Genomic DNA, 17,721 nt, shown 5'->3' with positions numbered 1-17,721 from the left:
CGGACGGCCGGGCCCCGACCGGTCGCCTCCCGCCAGCCCAGCAGAACACGGTCCGGCCTGCCATCCGTCTGCCCTGATCAGGGGATGTCTCCGGAGCGTCGCAGGGTCATCCGAACGAGTGGCGCAAAACGTTCAGGTGTGGACTTGCCGAGCCGATGTGCTGGCCGTTGAAGCAGGAAACCGCCACCCGGGCCGGGCGCGCGGCTGACACACGACGAAGGGCGCGAAGGCTATGACCGAGTCCACCACCGCTGATCCCGTATCGGCTTCGGGCCGGCGCAAGGGGGCGCGAGGGCTGTTCATCGGCCGCTCGCTCACCAGCAAGATCCTGTCCGTTGTCGTGTTCTCCAGCCTGATCACGATCGCGGTCGGCATCGTCGGGATCATCGCACTGAACTCCGCCGCGGAGTCCACCAAGCGCATCGACAACAACGTCGCCGCGCTCAACGACCTGAACGCGCTGAACGCCGACGGCTCCGGCGGCACCCTGTACATGCTGCTGGCCAGCGCGATCGGCAACCCGGCCGACGCGGGCACGATCCTGGCCGAGGCCAACAAGAAGATCGACGCGTCCTTCGCCGCCTACAAGGCCTACCAGTCCCGGGGCACCTTCGACCAGAAGCTGATCGACGAGTGGAACGCGGCGAGCGCGGCGTTCGGCCAGGTCCTGGGCACCGAGGTCATCCCGAACGCTACCGCGGGCAACACCCTCGGCGTGCAGGCCTTCTACAAGGACGGCCTGCCGCAGCTGGTCAAGTTCAACGAGGTCTCCGCCCGGATGCTGGAGGCCGAGCGCCAGCGCACGCTGACCGAGATCGAGAAGGTCACCACCGAGCGCGACCGCAGCGTCGTCGTCGCGATCATCCTGCTGTCCGTCGGCCTGGTCGCCTCCGTCGCGGTGGGCCTGCTGATCACCCGCTCCATCACCAAGCCGATGCGCGGCCTGTCCGCCGCCCTGGAGGGCGTGGCCGACGGCGACCTCACCCAGAACGTCGAGGTCAGCTCGCGCGACGAGGTCGGCCGCATGGCCACCGCGCTGAACAAGGCCGTGGACTCCATGCGCGAGATCGTCGGCACCATCTCCCGCGGTGTCGGCTCGCTGAAGAACTCCACCCAGCAGATGTCGGACATGTCCACCCAGGTCACCTCCAGCGCCGAGGAGACCAGCGCCCAGGCCGGTGTCGTCACCGCCGCCGCCGAGCAGGTCGCCAAGAACGTGCAGACGGTCGCCACCGGCGCCGACGAGATGTCCGCCTCGATCAAGGAGATCGCGCAGTCGGCCAACGAGGCCGCCGGTGTCGCCGGTCAGGCCGTGTCCGTGGCCGCCGCCACCAACGGCACCGTCGCCAAGCTGGGCGAGTCGTCGATGGAGATCGGCAACGTGGTCAAGGTCATCACCTCGATCGCCGAGCAGACCAACCTGCTGGCGTTGAACGCCACCATCGAGGCCGCCCGTGCCGGTGACGCGGGCAAGGGCTTCGCGGTCGTCGCGAACGAGGTCAAGGACCTGGCCCAGGAGACCGCGAAGGCCACCGAGGACATCTCCCGCCGCGTCGAGATGATCCAGGCCGACACCGCCAACGCGGTGAACGCGATCGACGAGATCTCCGAGATCATCGGCCGGATCAACGACTTCCAGCTCACCATCGCCTCCGCCGTCGAGGAGCAGACCGCGACCACCACCGAGATGAACCGCAACGTCGGCGAGGCCTCCGCGGGCGTCTCCGAGATCGCGGCCAACATCGGCGGCGTCGCCGAGAGCGCGGGCAACACCACCGGCACGGTCACCAAGACGGCCGAGGTCCTGGAAGGCCTGACCCGCCTGTCGACCGAACTGCAGTTGCAGGTCAACCGCTTCAACCTCTGATCTGCCCAACGCGCCGCCCGACCCCCGTCGCGGCCGGACCCTCACGGTCCGGCCGCGATGGGCGTTTTCGTCCCTGTTCTCCTGCACTCGCTGTTCTTCCGTGCCTGTGGACAACTTCTCCCGCCCCGACGACCTGCCCGGGTAGCGTTGATTTCGGGGTCCCCCTGCCGGTTGTCCACAAGGCTGCAGATCATCCATAGGCGTGGTTCACCGCTTGACAGGCCGAGTCCGACCTCAGTCGCACGTCGTCTGCTCACTCGGCTCCCAAAGCCTTGTCGCAGGTCATTGCACAGTCGCCTGTGGACAACTTGCCCAGCTCCGACAGCCTGCTGGGGTAGCGTTGATCTCGGGGGTCCCCTGCCGGTTGTCCACAGGGCCGTGAATCATCCACAGGCACGAACCGGCGCTTGACATGTCGAAGGTCGGCTTCCGGTGCCGGTGCCGTGTTGTCCCTGCTGCTCCGGCAAAGCCATGCGTGGGGCCGGTTCGTCGCGGCCTGTGGACAACTCGGCGCGGCGGTGTGCCCTGGCCGGGTAGTGTGGATTTCGGGGGTTCCCCGGGCGGCTGTCCACATGGCTGCGGATCATCCACAGGTGCGGACCGGGCTTGACAGGTTGGGTGCCAAAGCAGGCCGACTATCTACTATGGACGAAAGAGGTCGGCTCGCGGCCAGTCCGGGCGTCGTGGCTGCCGGTGTCGGGGCGCATAATCCGGGGATGGGAAAGATCCTGCTCTCGATATCCATCTCGCTGGACGGTTTCATCGAGGGTCCGAACCGCGAGATCGACTGGCACCTGGTCGACGACGAACTGCACCGTCACTTCAACCGGCGGCTCGGCGCGCTGGCCGGGTTCCTCACCGGCCGGGTCACGCACGAGCTGATGGCCGGGGCCTGGCCGGACATCGATGACGATCCGGCCGCCCCCGAAGCCATGCGCGAGTTCGCCCGGATCTGGCTGGACATGCCCAAGTTCGTCTTCTCCCGCACGCTGCCCCCGGACCACCCGAGCCTGCGATGGAACAGCGAGCTGATCCGCGACGTGACCGCGTCCGAGATCGAGAACCTGCGCGCACGGGTCGACGGCGACCTCTCTCTGGGCGGTCCGGACCTGGCCGCGTCGTTCCTGCGGCTGGGGCTGGTGGACGAGTTCGACATCTACGTCCACCCGATCCTGATCGGCGGCGGCAAGCCGCTGTTCCCGCTGGACGGCGCGCACGTCCCGATGCGGTTGCTGGAGACCAGGACGTTCGGCAACGGGGTGGTGGTGCTGCGCTACGCGCGCGGGTGAGTCGAGTTGCCGGGTCCCGCCCCGGTGAGCACGATCTGCGTCGACAGCGACACGGATCGTGACCGGCAGGGAGGCCAAGTGGGCGGCGAGACGGTGCTGGTCACCGGCGGATCCGGGTTCGTCGGCGCGCACTGTCTGGTCCGACTCCTGGACGCCGGCTACCAGGTGCGCGCGTCCGTGCGCTCGCCCGACCGGGTGGACGACGCCCGCGGCATGGTCCGCGTCGGCGGCACCGGCCCCGACGACCGCCTGACCTTCGCCGTCGCCGATCTGACTGCCGACGATGGGTGGGCTGAAGCGGTCGAAGGCTGCGACTACGTGTTGCACGTCGCCGCGCCGCTCCCACCCCGGCAACCGACGACCGAGGACGACCTGGTCACGCCCGCCCGCGACGGCGCGCTCCGGGTCCTGCGTGCCGCCCGTGCCGCAGGCGTCCGGCGGGTCGTGCTGACGTCGTCCTTCGCGGCGGTGGGCTATGGGCACCCGCGCACGGACCGGCCGTTCGAGGAGGAGGACTGGTCCGACCTGGACGGCCCGGCCGTCACCCCGCACGTGCGGTCCACGACGCTGGCCGAGCGCGCCGCATGGGACTTCGCGGAACACGAGGGGGACGGGATGGAACTCGCGGTCGTGAACCCGGTCGGCGTGTTCGGCCCGGTCCTGGGCCCGAACTTCGCCTCGTCCATCGACCTGGTCCGCCGACTGCTGGCGGGCGAGCTGACCGGTGTCCCGCACCTGTCGACCTCGGTGGTCGACGTCCGAGACGTCGCCGACCTGCACCTGCGTGCGATGATCGACCCGGCCGCCGCAGGCGAGCGCTTCCTGGCGGCCGCGGGCGAGTACTTCACCATGCCCGACATGGCCCGAGCCCTCCGCGCCCGCCTCGGCGACGCCGCCGCCCGCGTCCCGAAACGGATCGTCCCCAACTGGGTCATCCGCGTCGCCGCGCTCACCGACCGCTCCCTGCGCGAGATCACCCCCCAACTCGGCCGCACCCGCCGCGTCTCCAACGCCAAGGCCCGCCGAGTCCTGGGCTGGAGCCCCCGCTCCAACGAGGACACCATCGTCGCCACCGCCGAAAGCCTCATCCGCCTGGGCCTCCTCTCGCCCCCACCGACCCGCTGACCCCGGCCACCACTCCCCACCGCCCGACTTCCCGACTGTCGATCACCAACGCGACCGATCCCGCCCCGACCTGGCACCACGCTCCCGTCTGCCTCGAAACTTCACCCATCCCAGCGACAGAAGTTATCCACAGACCCCCACCCACCAAGATCGAAGACGTCCCGACTGTGCCTCCCACCTGGTAAGATGGCCGAGGGGGATCCCCCTGGGAGCGGTGGGTTTTGTTGTGGGGGCGCTGCGACGGGAATGATCTTCGGGGTCGGGGTCGGGGTCGGGGTCGGGGTCGGGGCGGTGGGTTGTCCACATCCCCCGAAAACCATCCACCGCCCCAAGGCCACCCCTTCCGGGCTCCTGACCTGGGCAGATAGACTCACGCGCGGGCCAGCCCCCGGGTGGGAGGGGCCATGTCCGCGGGATGATCGACTTCTCCGGTGAACGTGATCGGGTTCGTGGGGGAGCGGCTCCTCGGGTGAGGCGTGGGCGGTTTACTGGGCTGGGTGGGTCGAGTCCTGGGGTGGGGTGGCCGGTTCTTCGGGCGTGTGTGGTCGGTGCGGCGGTGCGGACGTCCCATGACTGCACGCCCCAGACGTCGTGTGGATCTTTAGCGGCCTGATCTGCGCGGACTCCGATCCGTGACAAATTTGTCCAGACCATTCACCCGTTCGGGAACCGGGTGGACCACACTTGCGTCGGATGGCGCGTGGTCGCCCGTCGGGGGCGGACGTGGAGAACGGATCGGGGGCTGGGCGTGCCTGAGGATCTCGCGGCCAGTGAGCGGATGGTCGAGGACTGGAACCGGACCATTCAGCAGCGCGTGGTGCGCTACCAGGCCATGGCCGACCGGGTCGAGGAGCTGTCGGTCACCGAGCGGTCCGCGGATCGGGTCGTCGAGGTGACCGTGTCCGCGCGGGGAGTGCTCACCGGGCTGGACATCGCCGAGAACGTCAACGGGCGGCGGATGGGCGAGGTGGCCGCGCTGGTCATGGCGACCATGCAGCGGGCGCAGGCGCGAATCCCCGAGCTGCTCGAAGAGGTCATGGCCGAGACCATCGGCACCACCGACCAGACCGCCAACAAGATCCTCGCCGACGCCCGCGACCAGTTCCCGCAGTTCGTCGAGGAGGAGCAGGCAGAGCGGCCGCGGCACCTGCGGATCGGCGCGAACGAGGAGGACGAGCAGCCGTCATCGCCTCCGCCTCGGCGTCGGGCGCGTGACCACGGCGAGGACGACGACTTCGGCGGCTCCATCCTGTCCTGAGAGGCGAGACCATGACCCAGGGTGGCTTCGACATCGGCGCGGACCTGACCGCGCACGCCGGGCAACTCGACCAGTTCACCTCGGACCTGCACCGCACGGTCGACGCGGCCAACCAGGTGAGCATGCCGACCGACGCGTACGGCATCCTCTGCCAGCCGTTCCGGATGATGCTCGACCCGGTGGAGCAGTACGGCATCGACACGCTCACCAAGACCGTCGAGGCGATGGAGGCCGTCTCCGGCCGCGTGCGCGAGACCGCGAGGGCCTACCGGGAGACCGAGGACACCAACACCTCGAACCTGACGGCGGGTGACTGATGCCCGAGGGCAGCGCGCCGCCGGATCTCGTCGACAAGCCCAAGGAGGACCCGGACGGCCCGGGAATCCTCACCGAGGGCAACGGCGACTACGGCTGGATGGGCGGCATCGGCATCGCCGAGTCCGCGATGGACGCCTACAACGGCATCAAGGACGGCAACTGGGTCGAGGGCGGCCTCGGCGTGGTCAGCTTCGCCGCCGAGGCAGCGGCCGCCGCGATCGACCCGTTCGGCTGGCTGCTGTCGTCGGCCGCGTCGTTCCTGATGGAGCACGTGCAGCCGCTCAAGGACATGCTCGACTCGCTGGCGGGCAACCCGCCCGCGATCCAGTCCTACGCCAACACCTGGGACAACATCGCGAAGTTGTTGGAGGACACCAAGTCCAACTACGACAACGCGGTCAAGAACGGCACCGCGGGCTGGGAGGGCGCGGCGGCCGACGCGTACCGGCAGTCCTCGGCCGAGCAGTGCGAGGCCATCGGCGGCGCGTCCACGGTGGCGGGCGCCATCGGCACCGTTGTGATGATCATGGGGCAGGTGGTCTCGTTTGTCCGCGAGACGGTCCGCGACCTGATCGCCGACCTGGTCGGCAAGCTGATCTCCTGGGTGCTGGAGGAGGTCTTCACACTCGGCTTCGGCACCCCGCTGGTGGTCGCCCAGGCGGTCACCGCGATCGGCAAGTGGGCTACCAAGATCACCGACTTGCTGCGCAGGCTGCTGCGCACCATCCACCGCGTGGCGCCCGCCCTCGGCAAGATCGCGGACGTCTTCGTCAAGATCATCAAGGTGCTGGGCAAGCTGGCGGGCAAGGCCACCGGCCTGGACGTGATCAACCCCAAGCACATCAAGCCCGGCGGCTTCATGCACGACCCGCATGCCGTGCGCGCGGGCGGACATGGCGGTTCCGGTCACGGCGGTTCGGGTGACGGCTCGGGTTCCGGTGACGGTTCCGGAACCGGGGACGGTTCGGGATCGAGGGACGGTTCCGGTCGTGGTTCCGGCGACGGATCCGGGACAGGCGACGGATCCGGTGATGGTTCCGGAACTGGCAACGGCTCGGGTGGCGGTTCCGGGACCGGCAGTGGCTCAGGCGGTGGTTCCGGAACCGGCAGCGGGACGGGTGACGGTTCCGGGACCGGCAACGGGTCCGGCACGGGGAACGGATCCGGAGGAGGGAATGGATCCGGCAGCGGGAATGGTTCCGGCTCCGGTCGTGGGAACGGGTCGGGTGGCGGGAACGGCTCGGACAGCGGTTCGGGTTCCGGCGCTGGCGGTGACTCCGGTTCCGGCGGCTTGACGGGCGGTTCCGGATCCCACTCCGGTGGTTCCGGTTCCGCCGGTGGGAACGGCTCGCCATCCGGCACCGGGGGTTCGTCCGCGCCGACACACTCCGGTGGCGGCTCTGGCACCCCATCGAGCTTCCGCGCCGAACCCGCGGACATCCCGGCCGCGAACTACGGCGGTTCCGCCTCGCATTCCGGTGGCGGCTCATACAGCCCACCGAGGTCGGACGCGTCCACCCCGTCCCACTACGCACCACCGGACTCGTCGTCGAGCGCGTCCGCCGCGGCACCACCGCGCGTCGACGCACCACCGAGCAACAGCCAGGTACCGCAACCACGCAGCGACGCAAGCCCGTCGGCCCAGCAGCCCTTCGGCGGCTCGCCGGGCGGGATGCAGGGCGGTTCCGGCGGTGGTCCGACCGGTGGGACTCCCGGTTCCGCCGCCCCGCGTTCCGCAGGCTGGACCGGAACCCCTGGCGGTTCGGGTGGTTCTGGACCCGCAGGCAGCGCCCCCGGAAGCGCCCCGAGTCGCACACCCGACCCGCGCGGCTCGGCCCCAGCCGCCTCGACAGCGTCACCCCCAGCCCGCACCGGCGCCGACCCGCGCCCCGTGGGGGGCTTCGGTCCCCAGGGCACCGGCGCACCGAACAGCCCGTCCACGGGATCTCGTCCGCCCGCCTCGGGTGGCATGCCGATGTCCGGCCCGTCACCCGCCCACGCCTCAGGCTCCCCGTCCCGCCCCAATGCAGGCTCCCCATCCGGCGGCACCCCGTCCCGCCCCGGCCCGGGAGCTCCGAACTCCCCGACTCCCACCCGTCCCGGTTCGGGCCCTTCCACCAGCGGCCTCAGCACCTCCCGCCCAGGCTCGGCAGGCCCGACATCCACGCCTCCCGGCGGCAGGCCCCCATCGTCCGGCCCGCACGGTTCCGGCCCGTCTCGTCCCGGTTCCGACACCGGCGGCCCTGGCTCATCCCGACCGCAGACCGGTCCCGCCCGCCCAGACTCTGGTGCTCATCCGCAGGCCGGTGGTTCCGGCCCGTCGCGTACTGGTGCCGACGGCGGCGGTCCCGGTTCGTCCCGGCCACCGGCCGGTCCCGTTCGTCCGGATCCTGGCGGTCACCCGTCGCCTGGTGGTTCCGGTCCGTCCCGTCCCGGCGGTGAGGGGCCCGCACGGCCTGCGACACACGGTTCGAATGAAGCCGGTCGGCCAGGTTCGCAATCACCGGCAGGTGGTCCCAACGGTCCCGTTCCGTCCCGACCTGGGCCTGCGCACCCCTCGGCAGGCGGTCCGCATGGTTCCGATCCGGCACGTCCCGGTGGGGCGCCGCATTCGGCGGACGGGTCGCACGGCACGGCTCGTCCGGGTGGTGATCCGCGTGGTTCCGGTCCCGGACGTTCCGACGGTCCCGGTTCTCGTCCCGGTTCAGGTGATTCGCATGGTTCGACGCGCCCTGGCGACTCGCGTCCCGGACAGCCGCATTCGACACCCGGTCCGGTCAGTCGGGGTGCCGCACCTGCGGACGCGCCGCCGCACGCGCACGGCGATGTCCACAGTGGAGCAGATCCGTACCACGAGCACAGCGCGCCGGGAGAGCACCCCCGGGACCACGGTGCCCCGAACGACGGTTCGGTCGACCACGGTGAACCGCACGACCGGCCGGGCCCGGACGAGGTGCACAACCGACATGCCGAGAGCACCCCGGCGGGCGCGTCCTTCCACCGTGGCGACCCGGAGATGGGCGACCTGCCGCAGCGCGTGCGTCCCGATCCGGACGGTCGGTACACGGTCGACGTGCACGTCACCCCGGACGGGCACGCGCGCGTCGGCGGGCACCTCTACACCCCGGAGGAGTTCGCCGACATCCTGCGCCGGGACCCGAACTACGACGGCAGGCCGATCCGCCTGATCGGCTGCGACGCGGGCGCGAACGACTTCGCCCCCCGCCTGGCCAACGAGCTCGACACCCCCGTCCTGGCACCGAACAAGCCCGCCTGGACCGACCAGCACGGCCGAGTCTTCTCCTCCGACTACGAGATCGGCCCGGACGGCAAGGTCCGCCCCCGCATCCCCCCGAACGGCGAGTGGGACACCCACTACCCCGACGGAACCCACCACAGCGCGGGCGACGACGCGTTCACCCCAGGCACCCACGACGCCGACAAACACGACGTCACAGGCGACGACGCCCGCGCCCGCGGTGACGACGACCAGCCCGACACCCACGACGATGACAGCGGTTCCATCGATCCGTCCGATCCCCGGCATCCCGACCACCCCGAGCACGACCCCAGCCCGGACACGGAGACCATCGAGGCGGACGATCCTCGACACGGCGAGCGTTTCGTGGACTGGGATCGTCCGGCGCCCCAGCACGTCTACGATCCGCCGATCCAGGCTCCGCATCGTGACCGGGACCGAATCCCCGACGGGAACAGGGATCCCGACTATTTCCGCCCGACCGAGCCGAACCCGGTTCCGGCACCCCTCCGGGATCTGCCCGGCCACACCCCGTTGCACCCGAACACCGCGTACCCGGTGATCAACGAGAACGGCACCCGAACCACTTTCCATACCGACGAGAACGGTACGGTCAAGTGGGTCGAGGCCGAGCCGGGAGCCAAGTCGAACGCACTGCCCGGTCGGAGTGCCAGCGAGGGCGAGTGGAACGGTTTCAACCCGGACCTCGGCAAACCCTTGCTGCCGGACGTCAAGTACCGCGTGCCCAATTTCCACAATGGGGATCTGGCGCTGAACTTCCACACCGACCACCACGGTCAGCCGGACGCGGTCAGCGGCGATCTCCACCACGGCGGTCAGGATGCCGCCCACCGCGACGACCACAAGGACAAGGGAGCACAGCGGCGGGCTCAGATGGAAGGCGAGGCGGCCTATCCCGCTGATCCGCCCAACCGCGCCCTGACGCCGCAGGAGGCCGCCGACGCCCGCGCGAAATGGGCCGGTGGGCACCTGGTGGCCAATGAGCTCGGCGGTTTGGGCGAGTATCTCAACATGCATCCGCAGATGGCGGCGTCCAACTCGGGCAACTTCCGCGACGGCTGGGTGCACGAGGCCAGTTGGCGCAGAATGGAGATGGGCCTGTCCGACCTGTCCAGGGATCCCTTGCATGACGTCCGCGACTACCAGGTGCGGATGACTCGCGGCGAGGACGGCGTACCATCCGAGGTCACCGCGCGGTGGCGAGAGGTCGAGTACAAGGCGGGGCCGGACGGAAAACCGCTGCTCGACAACGCGGGCAACCCCATCGTCGAGTCGACGGTGACCAAGCAACGCGTGTTCCCGAACCGACCTGGAGTGAACTATGGACCGAACACACCGTACAAGGGCCGATGAGCTGGTCGCCGCGGCAGCCGAGGCGCTGGCCGGGGAGGTCACGCCGGGTTGGGCCCGGATCACGCTCACCGTCTCCGCGACGGTGCTGGCCTGGGACTTCGCCGTCGAGGTGCGTGACCGATTCGGTGGTTTCGGTGACGTGGGGCCCATTCCGGCCGCCGTGTCCGAGGGATACCAGGAGTTGCGGGACTTGGGATACGAGCCTGGTCGGGGCACCTGGTTCTCGGCGAAGTTGGTGCTGGAACAGGGATCGGCCCCGCAGCCGTCGTTCGACTACGACGACGACCCGAGATGGCTGCCCGAGTTGCACCCCACGACGTTCGTGCGAGACCTCGAAACCTACCCTCGTGACGACAAGCACATCCCGGAATGGTTGCGTCGCATCCTCGAAGAAGGAATGGAACTGGAGCGCGCGCACGAGTCCGATCCGGGCACGGATGGGCGACTGTAGGCTTCGCGGCGAGGCGAACCGAAGAGGAAGGAACCGGACACCATGGCGAACTGGCCGCAGCTGAACCCGGTCGAACAGCAGGGTCTGCTGTTCGAGATCACCGAGGAACTCGTCGCCGTGCTGCCCTCGGGATGGCTGCGCCTGCAGGTGGAGATCGCCAAGCTGGGCAACAGCAACCGACTGCGCGTGGGCTTGCGCATGGAGGACGGCTCTTCCGGCGGGTTCGACCTCCCGGAGAGCGTGTGGAAGAAGTTCCTGAAGCTGCGCACCGGTATGTATGCCGATGACATCGGCACCTGGGTCGAATGCAAGTACATTGTGGACGCGCCTGCGAAGTTCCAGATCAACTACAACCGCGACCACGAGCCGGATTTCGCCACGCCACCTGCTCCCAAGGACTACGAGACGGAGTTCAAGTGGTTCCCGCGCTCGCCGGAGAACACGCCGGAGTGGTTCCGCCGGGGTCTGGATGGTGCCGCGCAGGGCGGTGCGTGACCGCCGCCGCGACGAGGCGCTTGTCGACTTCGCGTCGTGGTTCGTCGTCCCGCTTGTTGTGGAACAGGTTTCGTAGGGGGAGTGTGTGAGCCAACCACCGGCCGGTGACCATGTGCACCGGATCGCCCAGGTGCTTGCCGGTTCGGTGGCGCCGGGGTGGCGGCATGTGCGGGCCGAGCTGCGGGCGGCGGGGCAGCACGTCGAGGTCGATGTGGTGGTCACCGGGCCGGATGGGTTCACGCACCCGGTGCGGCCGCATCCGGAGGTCGTGCGGTTGCTCGGGCAGGTGCGGGCGGCCATGTACCAGCCGGGGCGGGGGACCTGGTTGGCCGGGGAGGTGGAGGTCGACCCGGCCGGGGGTGTGCGCACCCGGTTCGTGCTGGACGAGGAGCCGCGGTGGCGGGTGGTGCCGCCGCCGGTGGGGTTCCAGGACGAGTTGCGGTTGTTCCCCCGGGCGGACCACAACGTCCCGCCGTGGTGGCGGAAGCGGGTCGAGCCCGCGGTGCGATCGCCGCGGGTGTGGGACGGGCTCGGGACGGATGGGAAACCGGTGCCGCGGCCGCCGGTGCCCGCGGCCGAGCGATCGTTGGTGCTGGCCTACCTGGAGGACGCGCCCGCCGTGCTCGCCGCGCGCAGCCACGACAAGGACGTGTACGACCCGGAACGGGAACCGGCTGTCCCGCTCGTGTTCCGGACCGATGGGCTGTGGGTGTGGCCCGGCGCGGTGCCCTACTACCTGCGCGAGCACGACCTGGCCCCGGATCCCGAGCTGCTGGCGCACATTCGCGCCCGCGGGTTCGTGCTGGCGGAGGTCGACGAGACGGCCAGGGACCGCGCGCTCGCCGTGGTGACCGCACCGTCCACTGTGCAGTAGAAACACCGGTTGTTCCATTGTGGAACTCCCGGCGTGATGCGTCCGAATGGGCGGTGTTGGCGTCCCCATGTTGCCGTGGCGCCAACGTGATCGCTCATCATGGTGGGCCGGATCGGCGAAGAGGAGCGCGCGCCACGTCGGGTCGACCGAGGAGACAACGTGCCGTCGGATGGGGTATCCGCGCCCGCGGACGAGGTCCTGCGGTGCCTGGACGACCTCCGGGTCGGCCTGCCGGTACCGCTGCTGGCCGCGCTGGTGCGACTGCCGCCGCAGACCACGGCCGACCTGGTCGCGTCCCTGGACGTCGAGTCGCCCCGTCCCGGCTGGGTGCGGGCGGCGCCGACCCGGCCACCGGTCCGCGGTGACGCCCGCGCACGCCTGGTCGACCATCTGCTCACCCTCGACCTGACCCCGGACTGGGTGACGGCACATCGGGACGTGGTGGCCGCCGCCCTCGACGCCACGGACGGTCAGGCGGTGTGCGCGCTGGCGCGGTCGCTGTGGCGGGTCACCGCCGGGTCGCCGCTGGCCGTGGACGCCGAGTGGCGGTCGACGCTGATGGTCGCAGGGGAGCGGGCCGCGCGGACCTGGGGCAACCGGGTGGCGCTGGCCGTGTTGCTGGACCGGTCGGGCCGGGTCGCGGCCGCGGTGGGAGACGACCTGGTGGCGGAGTCGCAGTTCGTGCGCGCGCTGGAACTGTGGCACGACCTCGCGGACGAGCCGCATGTGATCGCGACACTGACTGCCCTGGTGAGCCTGTTCCGGCAGGGCCGTCGGTGGCACCGGGCACTGGACGCGGCCTTCGAACTGCTCGCCGAACATCGCAGGCGCGGCTCGGACGTCGCCGCCGCGGCTACGCTGGGGCTGCTCGGTGACCTGATGATCGCCGCCGGGCGGGCCGATTCCGGGGTGCACTACCTGGAACAGGCGGACGCCGCGTTCGATGCCGCACCTGACGCGGTTCATGTCGACGTGCTGCTCTCCCTGGGGCGGCACTACTGGACGACGGGTGCTTTCCCGGCCGCCCGCCGCGTGTTCCACAAGGCGCTGGCTGTGCTGGTGGTCGCCGATGACGCCCGTGCCACCGAGGTCCGCGCCCTGCTCCAGACAGCCGACGGCGTGGCCCTGCCCTCGATCTGAGCCCCCTTTGGCGGGCCCGTCCTCCGGTTGTCCACAGCCAGGATCGACAGCCGCGTGCCGCAGCGTTTACGCAGGTAGAATGGATTTCGGGGGTCCCTCCGGGGTTGTCCCCAATGTGTCGGACCATCCACAGCTTCCGTTGGTCGCCTTGACGTGGCGTCCCGTGGCTCTTGGCGTCGTCGGTTGTCCACAGGCATGATCGACATCGGGCTTGTGGGCCGTTTGCGCTGGTAGAGTGGATTTCGGGGGTCCCCTGCGAGTTGTCCACAGCGGGGTGGGCGGTCCACAGAGAGTCGCGTCGGGTTGACGCGAGGGGGCGCTACTCGGTTGTGAGGGTGGCGATTTCCGCGAGTAGTGTCGCTTGGGCGGCAGCGTCCAGGAATGACGCGCGTACCGCGTTCGACGCCAGTCGCGCCAGTCCGGCCGGGTCCAGGCCGAATGTCGTGGCCACGGCCAGGTACTCGGCTTCCAGCGTGGTCCCGAACATCGGCGGGTCGTCCGTGTTGAGTGTGACCACCGCGCCCGCCGCGAGCAGCAGGCCCACCGGGTGCTTCTCGATCGACTCGACCTGTCGGGTGCGCAGGTTCGATGTGGGACAGACTTCCAGCGGGATTCCGTGTTCCACCAGGTGCGTCAGCAATGCCGGGTCCTCGGTCGCGCTCGTCCCGTGTCCGACCCGTTCGGCGCCCAGGTCGCGCACGGCCGACCAGATCGTCTCCGGGCCGGTGGTCTCGCCCGCGTGCGGGACGCTGTGCAGGCCCGCCTCCCGGGCCTGGTCGAAGTAGGGGGTGAACTGGGCGCGTGGGACGCCGACCTCAGGGCCTCCGAGACCGAACGAGACCAGGCCCTCGGGGCGCTCGCGCAGGGCGAACGCGAGTGTCTCCCGGCCTGCCTCGGGGCCCTTCTCGCCCGGGATGTCGAAGCACCAGGCGAGGGAGACGCCCAGGTCGGTGGCGGTGGCGCGGCCCTCGGCGAGGCCGGTGAGCAGTTCGTCGGCGGGCATGCCGTCGAGGAGGTGGTTGTACGGGGTGACCGTGACCTCGGCGTAGCGGACGTTCTGCCGCGCCAGCTCGCGTGCGAGGCCGGTGACGAGGGTTCGGATGTCGTGCCGGTCGACGAGCATGGACTGGACCGCCCAGTAGACCTTCAGGAAATGTGGGAAGTCCCGGAACTCGAAGAATCGGGCCAGCTCCGCCCGGTCGGTCGGTACACCGGACCCCGGGTGGCGTCGGGCGAGGGCCAGCACGGTGTCGACGCCTGCCGAGCCGACCAGGTGGACGTGCAGTTCGACCTTGGGCAGGGCATGGATGAACGCGCGCGGATCTGACATGGGTGCTCCCGGGACAGGACGTGACGGAACGGAACGCGGGTCGATCGGCGGGCTCAGGGAGCGAGGTCGCCGCGTTCGGTGTCGCAGCCGTAGAGCGGCAGCTTGAACGTCGTCACGTGGTCCAGGATAGCGGGTTGTCGATCACCCAGGTGGGTTTGCCGAGTCGGCAACATCGTTTCCCTCCGCCGTCCCGCCTGTCCCATGCTGGGTGCAGACAGCGGGATGTCCACAGTGGAACGGGGGCGCGGATGCGGATCAGATGGGTTCTGACGGCGTTGTCGTTGTCGATGTTGTTGTCCTCGCTCGGGACCAGCATCGCCAACGTCGCGCTGCCGACGCTGGCGGAGGCGTTCACCGCCTCGTTCGGCCAGGTGCAGTGGGTCGTCCTGGCCTACCTGCTGGCCAGCACCACCCTGGTCGTCAGCGTGGGACGGCTGGGCGACCTCGTCGGGCGTCGCCGATTGTTGTTGGGCGGGACCGCCCTGTTCACGGTCTCCTCGGTGCTGTGCGGGGTCGCGCCCGCGCTGTGGGTGTTGATCGCGGCGCGCGCCGGGCAGGGGCTCGGCGCGGCCGTCATGATGGCGCTGACCATGGCGTTCGTCGGCGAGACCGTGCCGAGGGAGCGGACCGGCAGCGCGATGGGCCTGCTCGGCACGATGTCCGCCGTCGGCACCGCGCTCGGCCCGTCCCTGGGCGGCGTGCTGGTCTCGTGGCTCGGCTGGCAGGCGATCTTCCTGGTCAACCTGCCGCTGGGGCTGGTGGCCCTGCTGCTCGGATACCGGTACCTGTCCGCCGACCGGCCCGGTGCCGAGCGGGTCCGGTTCGACAACGTCGGCACGTTGTTGCTCGCCGGGACCCTCATGGCCTACGCGCTCGCGATGACGCTCGGCCGGTTCGGGCCACTCAGCATCGCCTTGCTGGTGGTGGCCGCCGCCGGGGTCGTGGTGTTCGTCCGGGTGGAGGGGCGGACGCGGGAGCCGTTGCTCCGTCCCGAGATGTTCCGGGACCCGATGCGCAACGCGAGTCTGGTGATGAGCGCGCTGGTCTCCACGGTGATGATGGCGACCCTGGTCGTCGGTCCCTTCTACCTGTCCCGCGGTCTCGGACTCGGTCCCGCGCTCGTCGGGCTCGTCATGTCCGCAGGCCCGCTCGTCACCGCGCTGAGCGGGATCCCGGCAGGCCGGATCGTGGACCGGCTCGGTGCGCAGCGGATGACGGTGATCGGCCTGGTCGGTATCGCGGTGGGAACCGCCCTGCTGGCGGCACTTCCCGGGACCGTCGCGGGCTACCTCGTCCCGATCGTCGTCACCACCATGGGCTACGCCACGTTCCAGACCGCCAACAACACCGCCGTCATGGCCGACGTGGCCGCCGACCGGCGCGGGGTCGTCTCGGGCATGCTCACCCTGTCCCGGAACCTCGGTCTCGTCACCGGGACCGCCGTGATGGGCGCGGTGTTCGCCCTCGCCTCGTCCACGACGGACATCACCACCGCGGGGCCGGGCGCCGTCACCACCGGCATGCGCGTCACCTTCGCCCTCGCCGCACTGCTGATCCTCGTCGCGCTCGGGACGCGGGCTCAGGTGGCGCGCGGGTCGGTGAGGCTGAGCAGCCGCACCAGTTCCGGGCTGTAGTAGACCTTGCCGTAGTCGCCGAGGCTCTCCAGGATGCCCGCGTCGACCAGCCGACCGCACACGTCGTTGGCGTTCTTGTTCGATATGCGGTGCAGCTCGGCGATCTGCCGGTGGTTGGTGACCGGGGTGGCGAGCAGGCTGTTGAACACCTTCCGCACGTTCCCGGTCCGCCGTCCCAGCCGGTCCTGCAACCGCCGGTGCGCGCCCTCCAGCTTGCGGATCAGCGCCAGCTCGTCCGCGCACACCTCGATCACCCCGGCCGCGAAGAACGCCACCCAGCTCTCGTAGTCGCCGGTGACCGCCACCGCGCGCAGGTGCTCGCGGTAGGCGGTGAGATTGCGGTTGATCCAGGTCGAGATCGGCAGCACCTGCCCGCGCAACACCCGCGACCGGGCCAGTTCCAGACCGACATAGAGCCGGGCGATGTGGCCGTTGCCGAAACGGAACGGGCGCAACACCTCCAGCAGGAACGTGCCGAGCGCGACCTTGGCCAGCACGGTCAGCTCGGTGTCGGCCGCCGACCAGGTCACGAACTGCTCGAACGCCGCCCGCGTCTCGGCGCCGGGCGGGCTGGCCACCAGAAACGCGTCCGCAGGCGCAGGCCCGCCCAGCCAGGTGTGGTCGGTGCGCCACACCTGGTCGGTGGCGGTGTCGTCGAACGCGGCCGCCACCCGCGACATCAGCTCGCCGTCGATGGCCGCGCCGTCCCGCAACGCGGCGAAACCGGTGTCGCTCGCCCGGAGGTACCGGGTGACCGCGGGCTCGACGTAGGTTCCTGGCTTGACCCCGGGCAACTGCGAGACCAGCACCTCCAGCAGCGCCGCGCTCACCCCGTCCAGCTGCGCCGAGCGCTGCACCTCGCGCACCTGGGTGGACCGCACCAGCGGGGACAGGTCGAGCATCCGGGCCGCCGCCTCGTCGAGCCTGCCCAGCTTCTCCTGGCCGTCGGCGAGCAGGCGGTTGGTGCGCTGCGAGAGCGCGAGCTCCGAGGGCAGCGGGCGGGGCGCGAACGCGCCCTCCGCGCGCAGCCACCCGGGAATGGCGTCCCCCTCGCCCTCCGGAACCGGGACCCATCTCCCGCTCGCGGAGGGCTTCGTCATCGTCATGCGCAAAGCCTCCGGGACACGACATGATTTCCACAAACGGTAAAATCTCGACTTTCATGATCCATGTCCGAACAATGTCCGGCGTGTCCTGGGTTCGCCTGTTTCCGTTGTCGCGGCTATAGGCGCAGCTCAGCCGGGGAGGGCGCGGACCGGTTCCGGTTCGGTCGCCGGTTCGGTGGTCCTGGCCTGGTACCTCTTTGA

At 70.2% G+C, this 17,721-nt stretch carries 13 protein-coding genes; 11 read left to right on the top strand and 2 right to left on the bottom strand.

Features of this window, described 5'->3' with window-relative positions:
• Positions 1-232 precede the first annotated feature (232 nt).
• The 10 genes from C503_RS0118640 to C503_RS0118570 all read left to right on the top strand — a co-directional run bounded on the left by C503_RS0118640 (position 233) and on the right by C503_RS0118570 (position 13,450).
• Entirely contained in the window at positions 233-1,867 is a 1,635-nt protein-coding gene (locus tag C503_RS0118640; protein ID WP_018683739.1) for a methyl-accepting chemotaxis protein, read from the top strand.
• Between the two features lie 716 nt (positions 1,868-2,583).
• Complete coding sequence (locus tag C503_RS0118635; RefSeq protein WP_018683738.1) at positions 2,584-3,156, top strand: dihydrofolate reductase family protein; 573 nt, start codon at positions 2,584-2,586, stop codon at positions 3,154-3,156.
• Positions 3,157-3,234: 78 nt separating this feature from the next.
• Entirely contained in the window at positions 3,235-4,281 is a 1,047-nt protein-coding gene (locus C503_RS0118630; protein ID WP_018683737.1) for an SDR family oxidoreductase, read from the top strand.
• A 748-nt stretch (positions 4,282-5,029) separates the two neighbouring features.
• On the top strand, positions 5,030-5,539 hold the full coding sequence (locus C503_RS0118625; RefSeq protein WP_026316454.1) for a YbaB/EbfC family nucleoid-associated protein: 510 nt from the start codon (positions 5,030-5,032) through the stop codon (positions 5,537-5,539).
• Between the two features lie 11 nt (positions 5,540-5,550).
• Positions 5,551-5,856: a type VII secretion target gene (locus C503_RS0118620; RefSeq protein ID WP_018683735.1), complete on the top strand. Its 306-nt coding sequence runs from the start codon at positions 5,551-5,553 to the stop codon at positions 5,854-5,856.
• On the top strand, positions 5,856-10,490 hold the full coding sequence (locus tag C503_RS46045) for a DNA/RNA non-specific endonuclease (protein WP_156893318.1): 4,635 nt from the start codon (positions 5,856-5,858) through the stop codon (positions 10,488-10,490). The genes C503_RS0118620 and C503_RS46045 overlap by 1 nt, the downstream gene beginning before the upstream one ends.
• Complete coding sequence (locus tag C503_RS0118590; protein WP_018683729.1) at positions 10,459-10,941, top strand: hypothetical protein; 483 nt, start codon at positions 10,459-10,461, stop codon at positions 10,939-10,941. The genes C503_RS46045 and C503_RS0118590 overlap by 32 nt, the downstream gene beginning before the upstream one ends.
• Before the next feature lie 42 nt (positions 10,942-10,983).
• On the top strand, positions 10,984-11,436 hold the full coding sequence (locus tag C503_RS0118585; RefSeq protein ID WP_018683728.1) for a hypothetical protein: 453 nt from the start codon (positions 10,984-10,986) through the stop codon (positions 11,434-11,436).
• A gap of 85 nt (positions 11,437-11,521) precedes the next feature.
• Positions 11,522-12,310: a hypothetical protein gene (locus tag C503_RS0118575; protein ID WP_026316453.1), complete on the top strand. Its 789-nt coding sequence runs from the start codon at positions 11,522-11,524 to the stop codon at positions 12,308-12,310.
• A gap of 159 nt (positions 12,311-12,469) precedes the next feature.
• Positions 12,470-13,450 (top strand): tetratricopeptide repeat protein, encoded by a 981-nt coding sequence (locus tag C503_RS0118570; RefSeq protein WP_018683726.1) that lies wholly within the window; start codon positions 12,470-12,472, stop codon positions 13,448-13,450.
• A gap of 319 nt (positions 13,451-13,769) precedes the next feature.
• On the opposite strand, the gene add is transcribed toward C503_RS0118570, so the two are convergent.
• Positions 13,770-14,780: an adenosine deaminase gene (gene add, locus C503_RS0118565; RefSeq protein ID WP_018683725.1), complete on the bottom strand. Its 1,011-nt coding sequence runs from the start codon at positions 14,778-14,780 to the stop codon at positions 13,770-13,772.
• Between the two features lie 248 nt (positions 14,781-15,028).
• Between add and C503_RS0118555 the strand changes: the two genes are divergently transcribed.
• Complete coding sequence (locus C503_RS0118555) at positions 15,029-16,414, top strand: MFS transporter (protein WP_018683723.1); 1,386 nt, start codon at positions 15,029-15,031, stop codon at positions 16,412-16,414.
• On the opposite strand, the gene C503_RS0118550 is transcribed toward C503_RS0118555, so the two are convergent.
• Entirely contained in the window at positions 16,360-17,520 is a 1,161-nt protein-coding gene (locus tag C503_RS0118550; RefSeq protein WP_018683722.1) for a Fic family protein, read from the bottom strand. The genes C503_RS0118555 and C503_RS0118550 overlap by 55 nt on opposite strands.
• Positions 17,521-17,721: the final 201 nt, after the last annotated feature.

Origin of the sequence: Actinokineospora enzanensis DSM 44649, from assembly GCF_000374445.1 — a bacterium.
GTDB lineage: Bacteria > Actinomycetota > Actinomycetes > Mycobacteriales > Pseudonocardiaceae > Actinokineospora > Actinokineospora enzanensis.
Note: the sequence above shows the minus strand (reverse complement) of the source record. Positions and strands in the feature narration are given on the sequence as shown.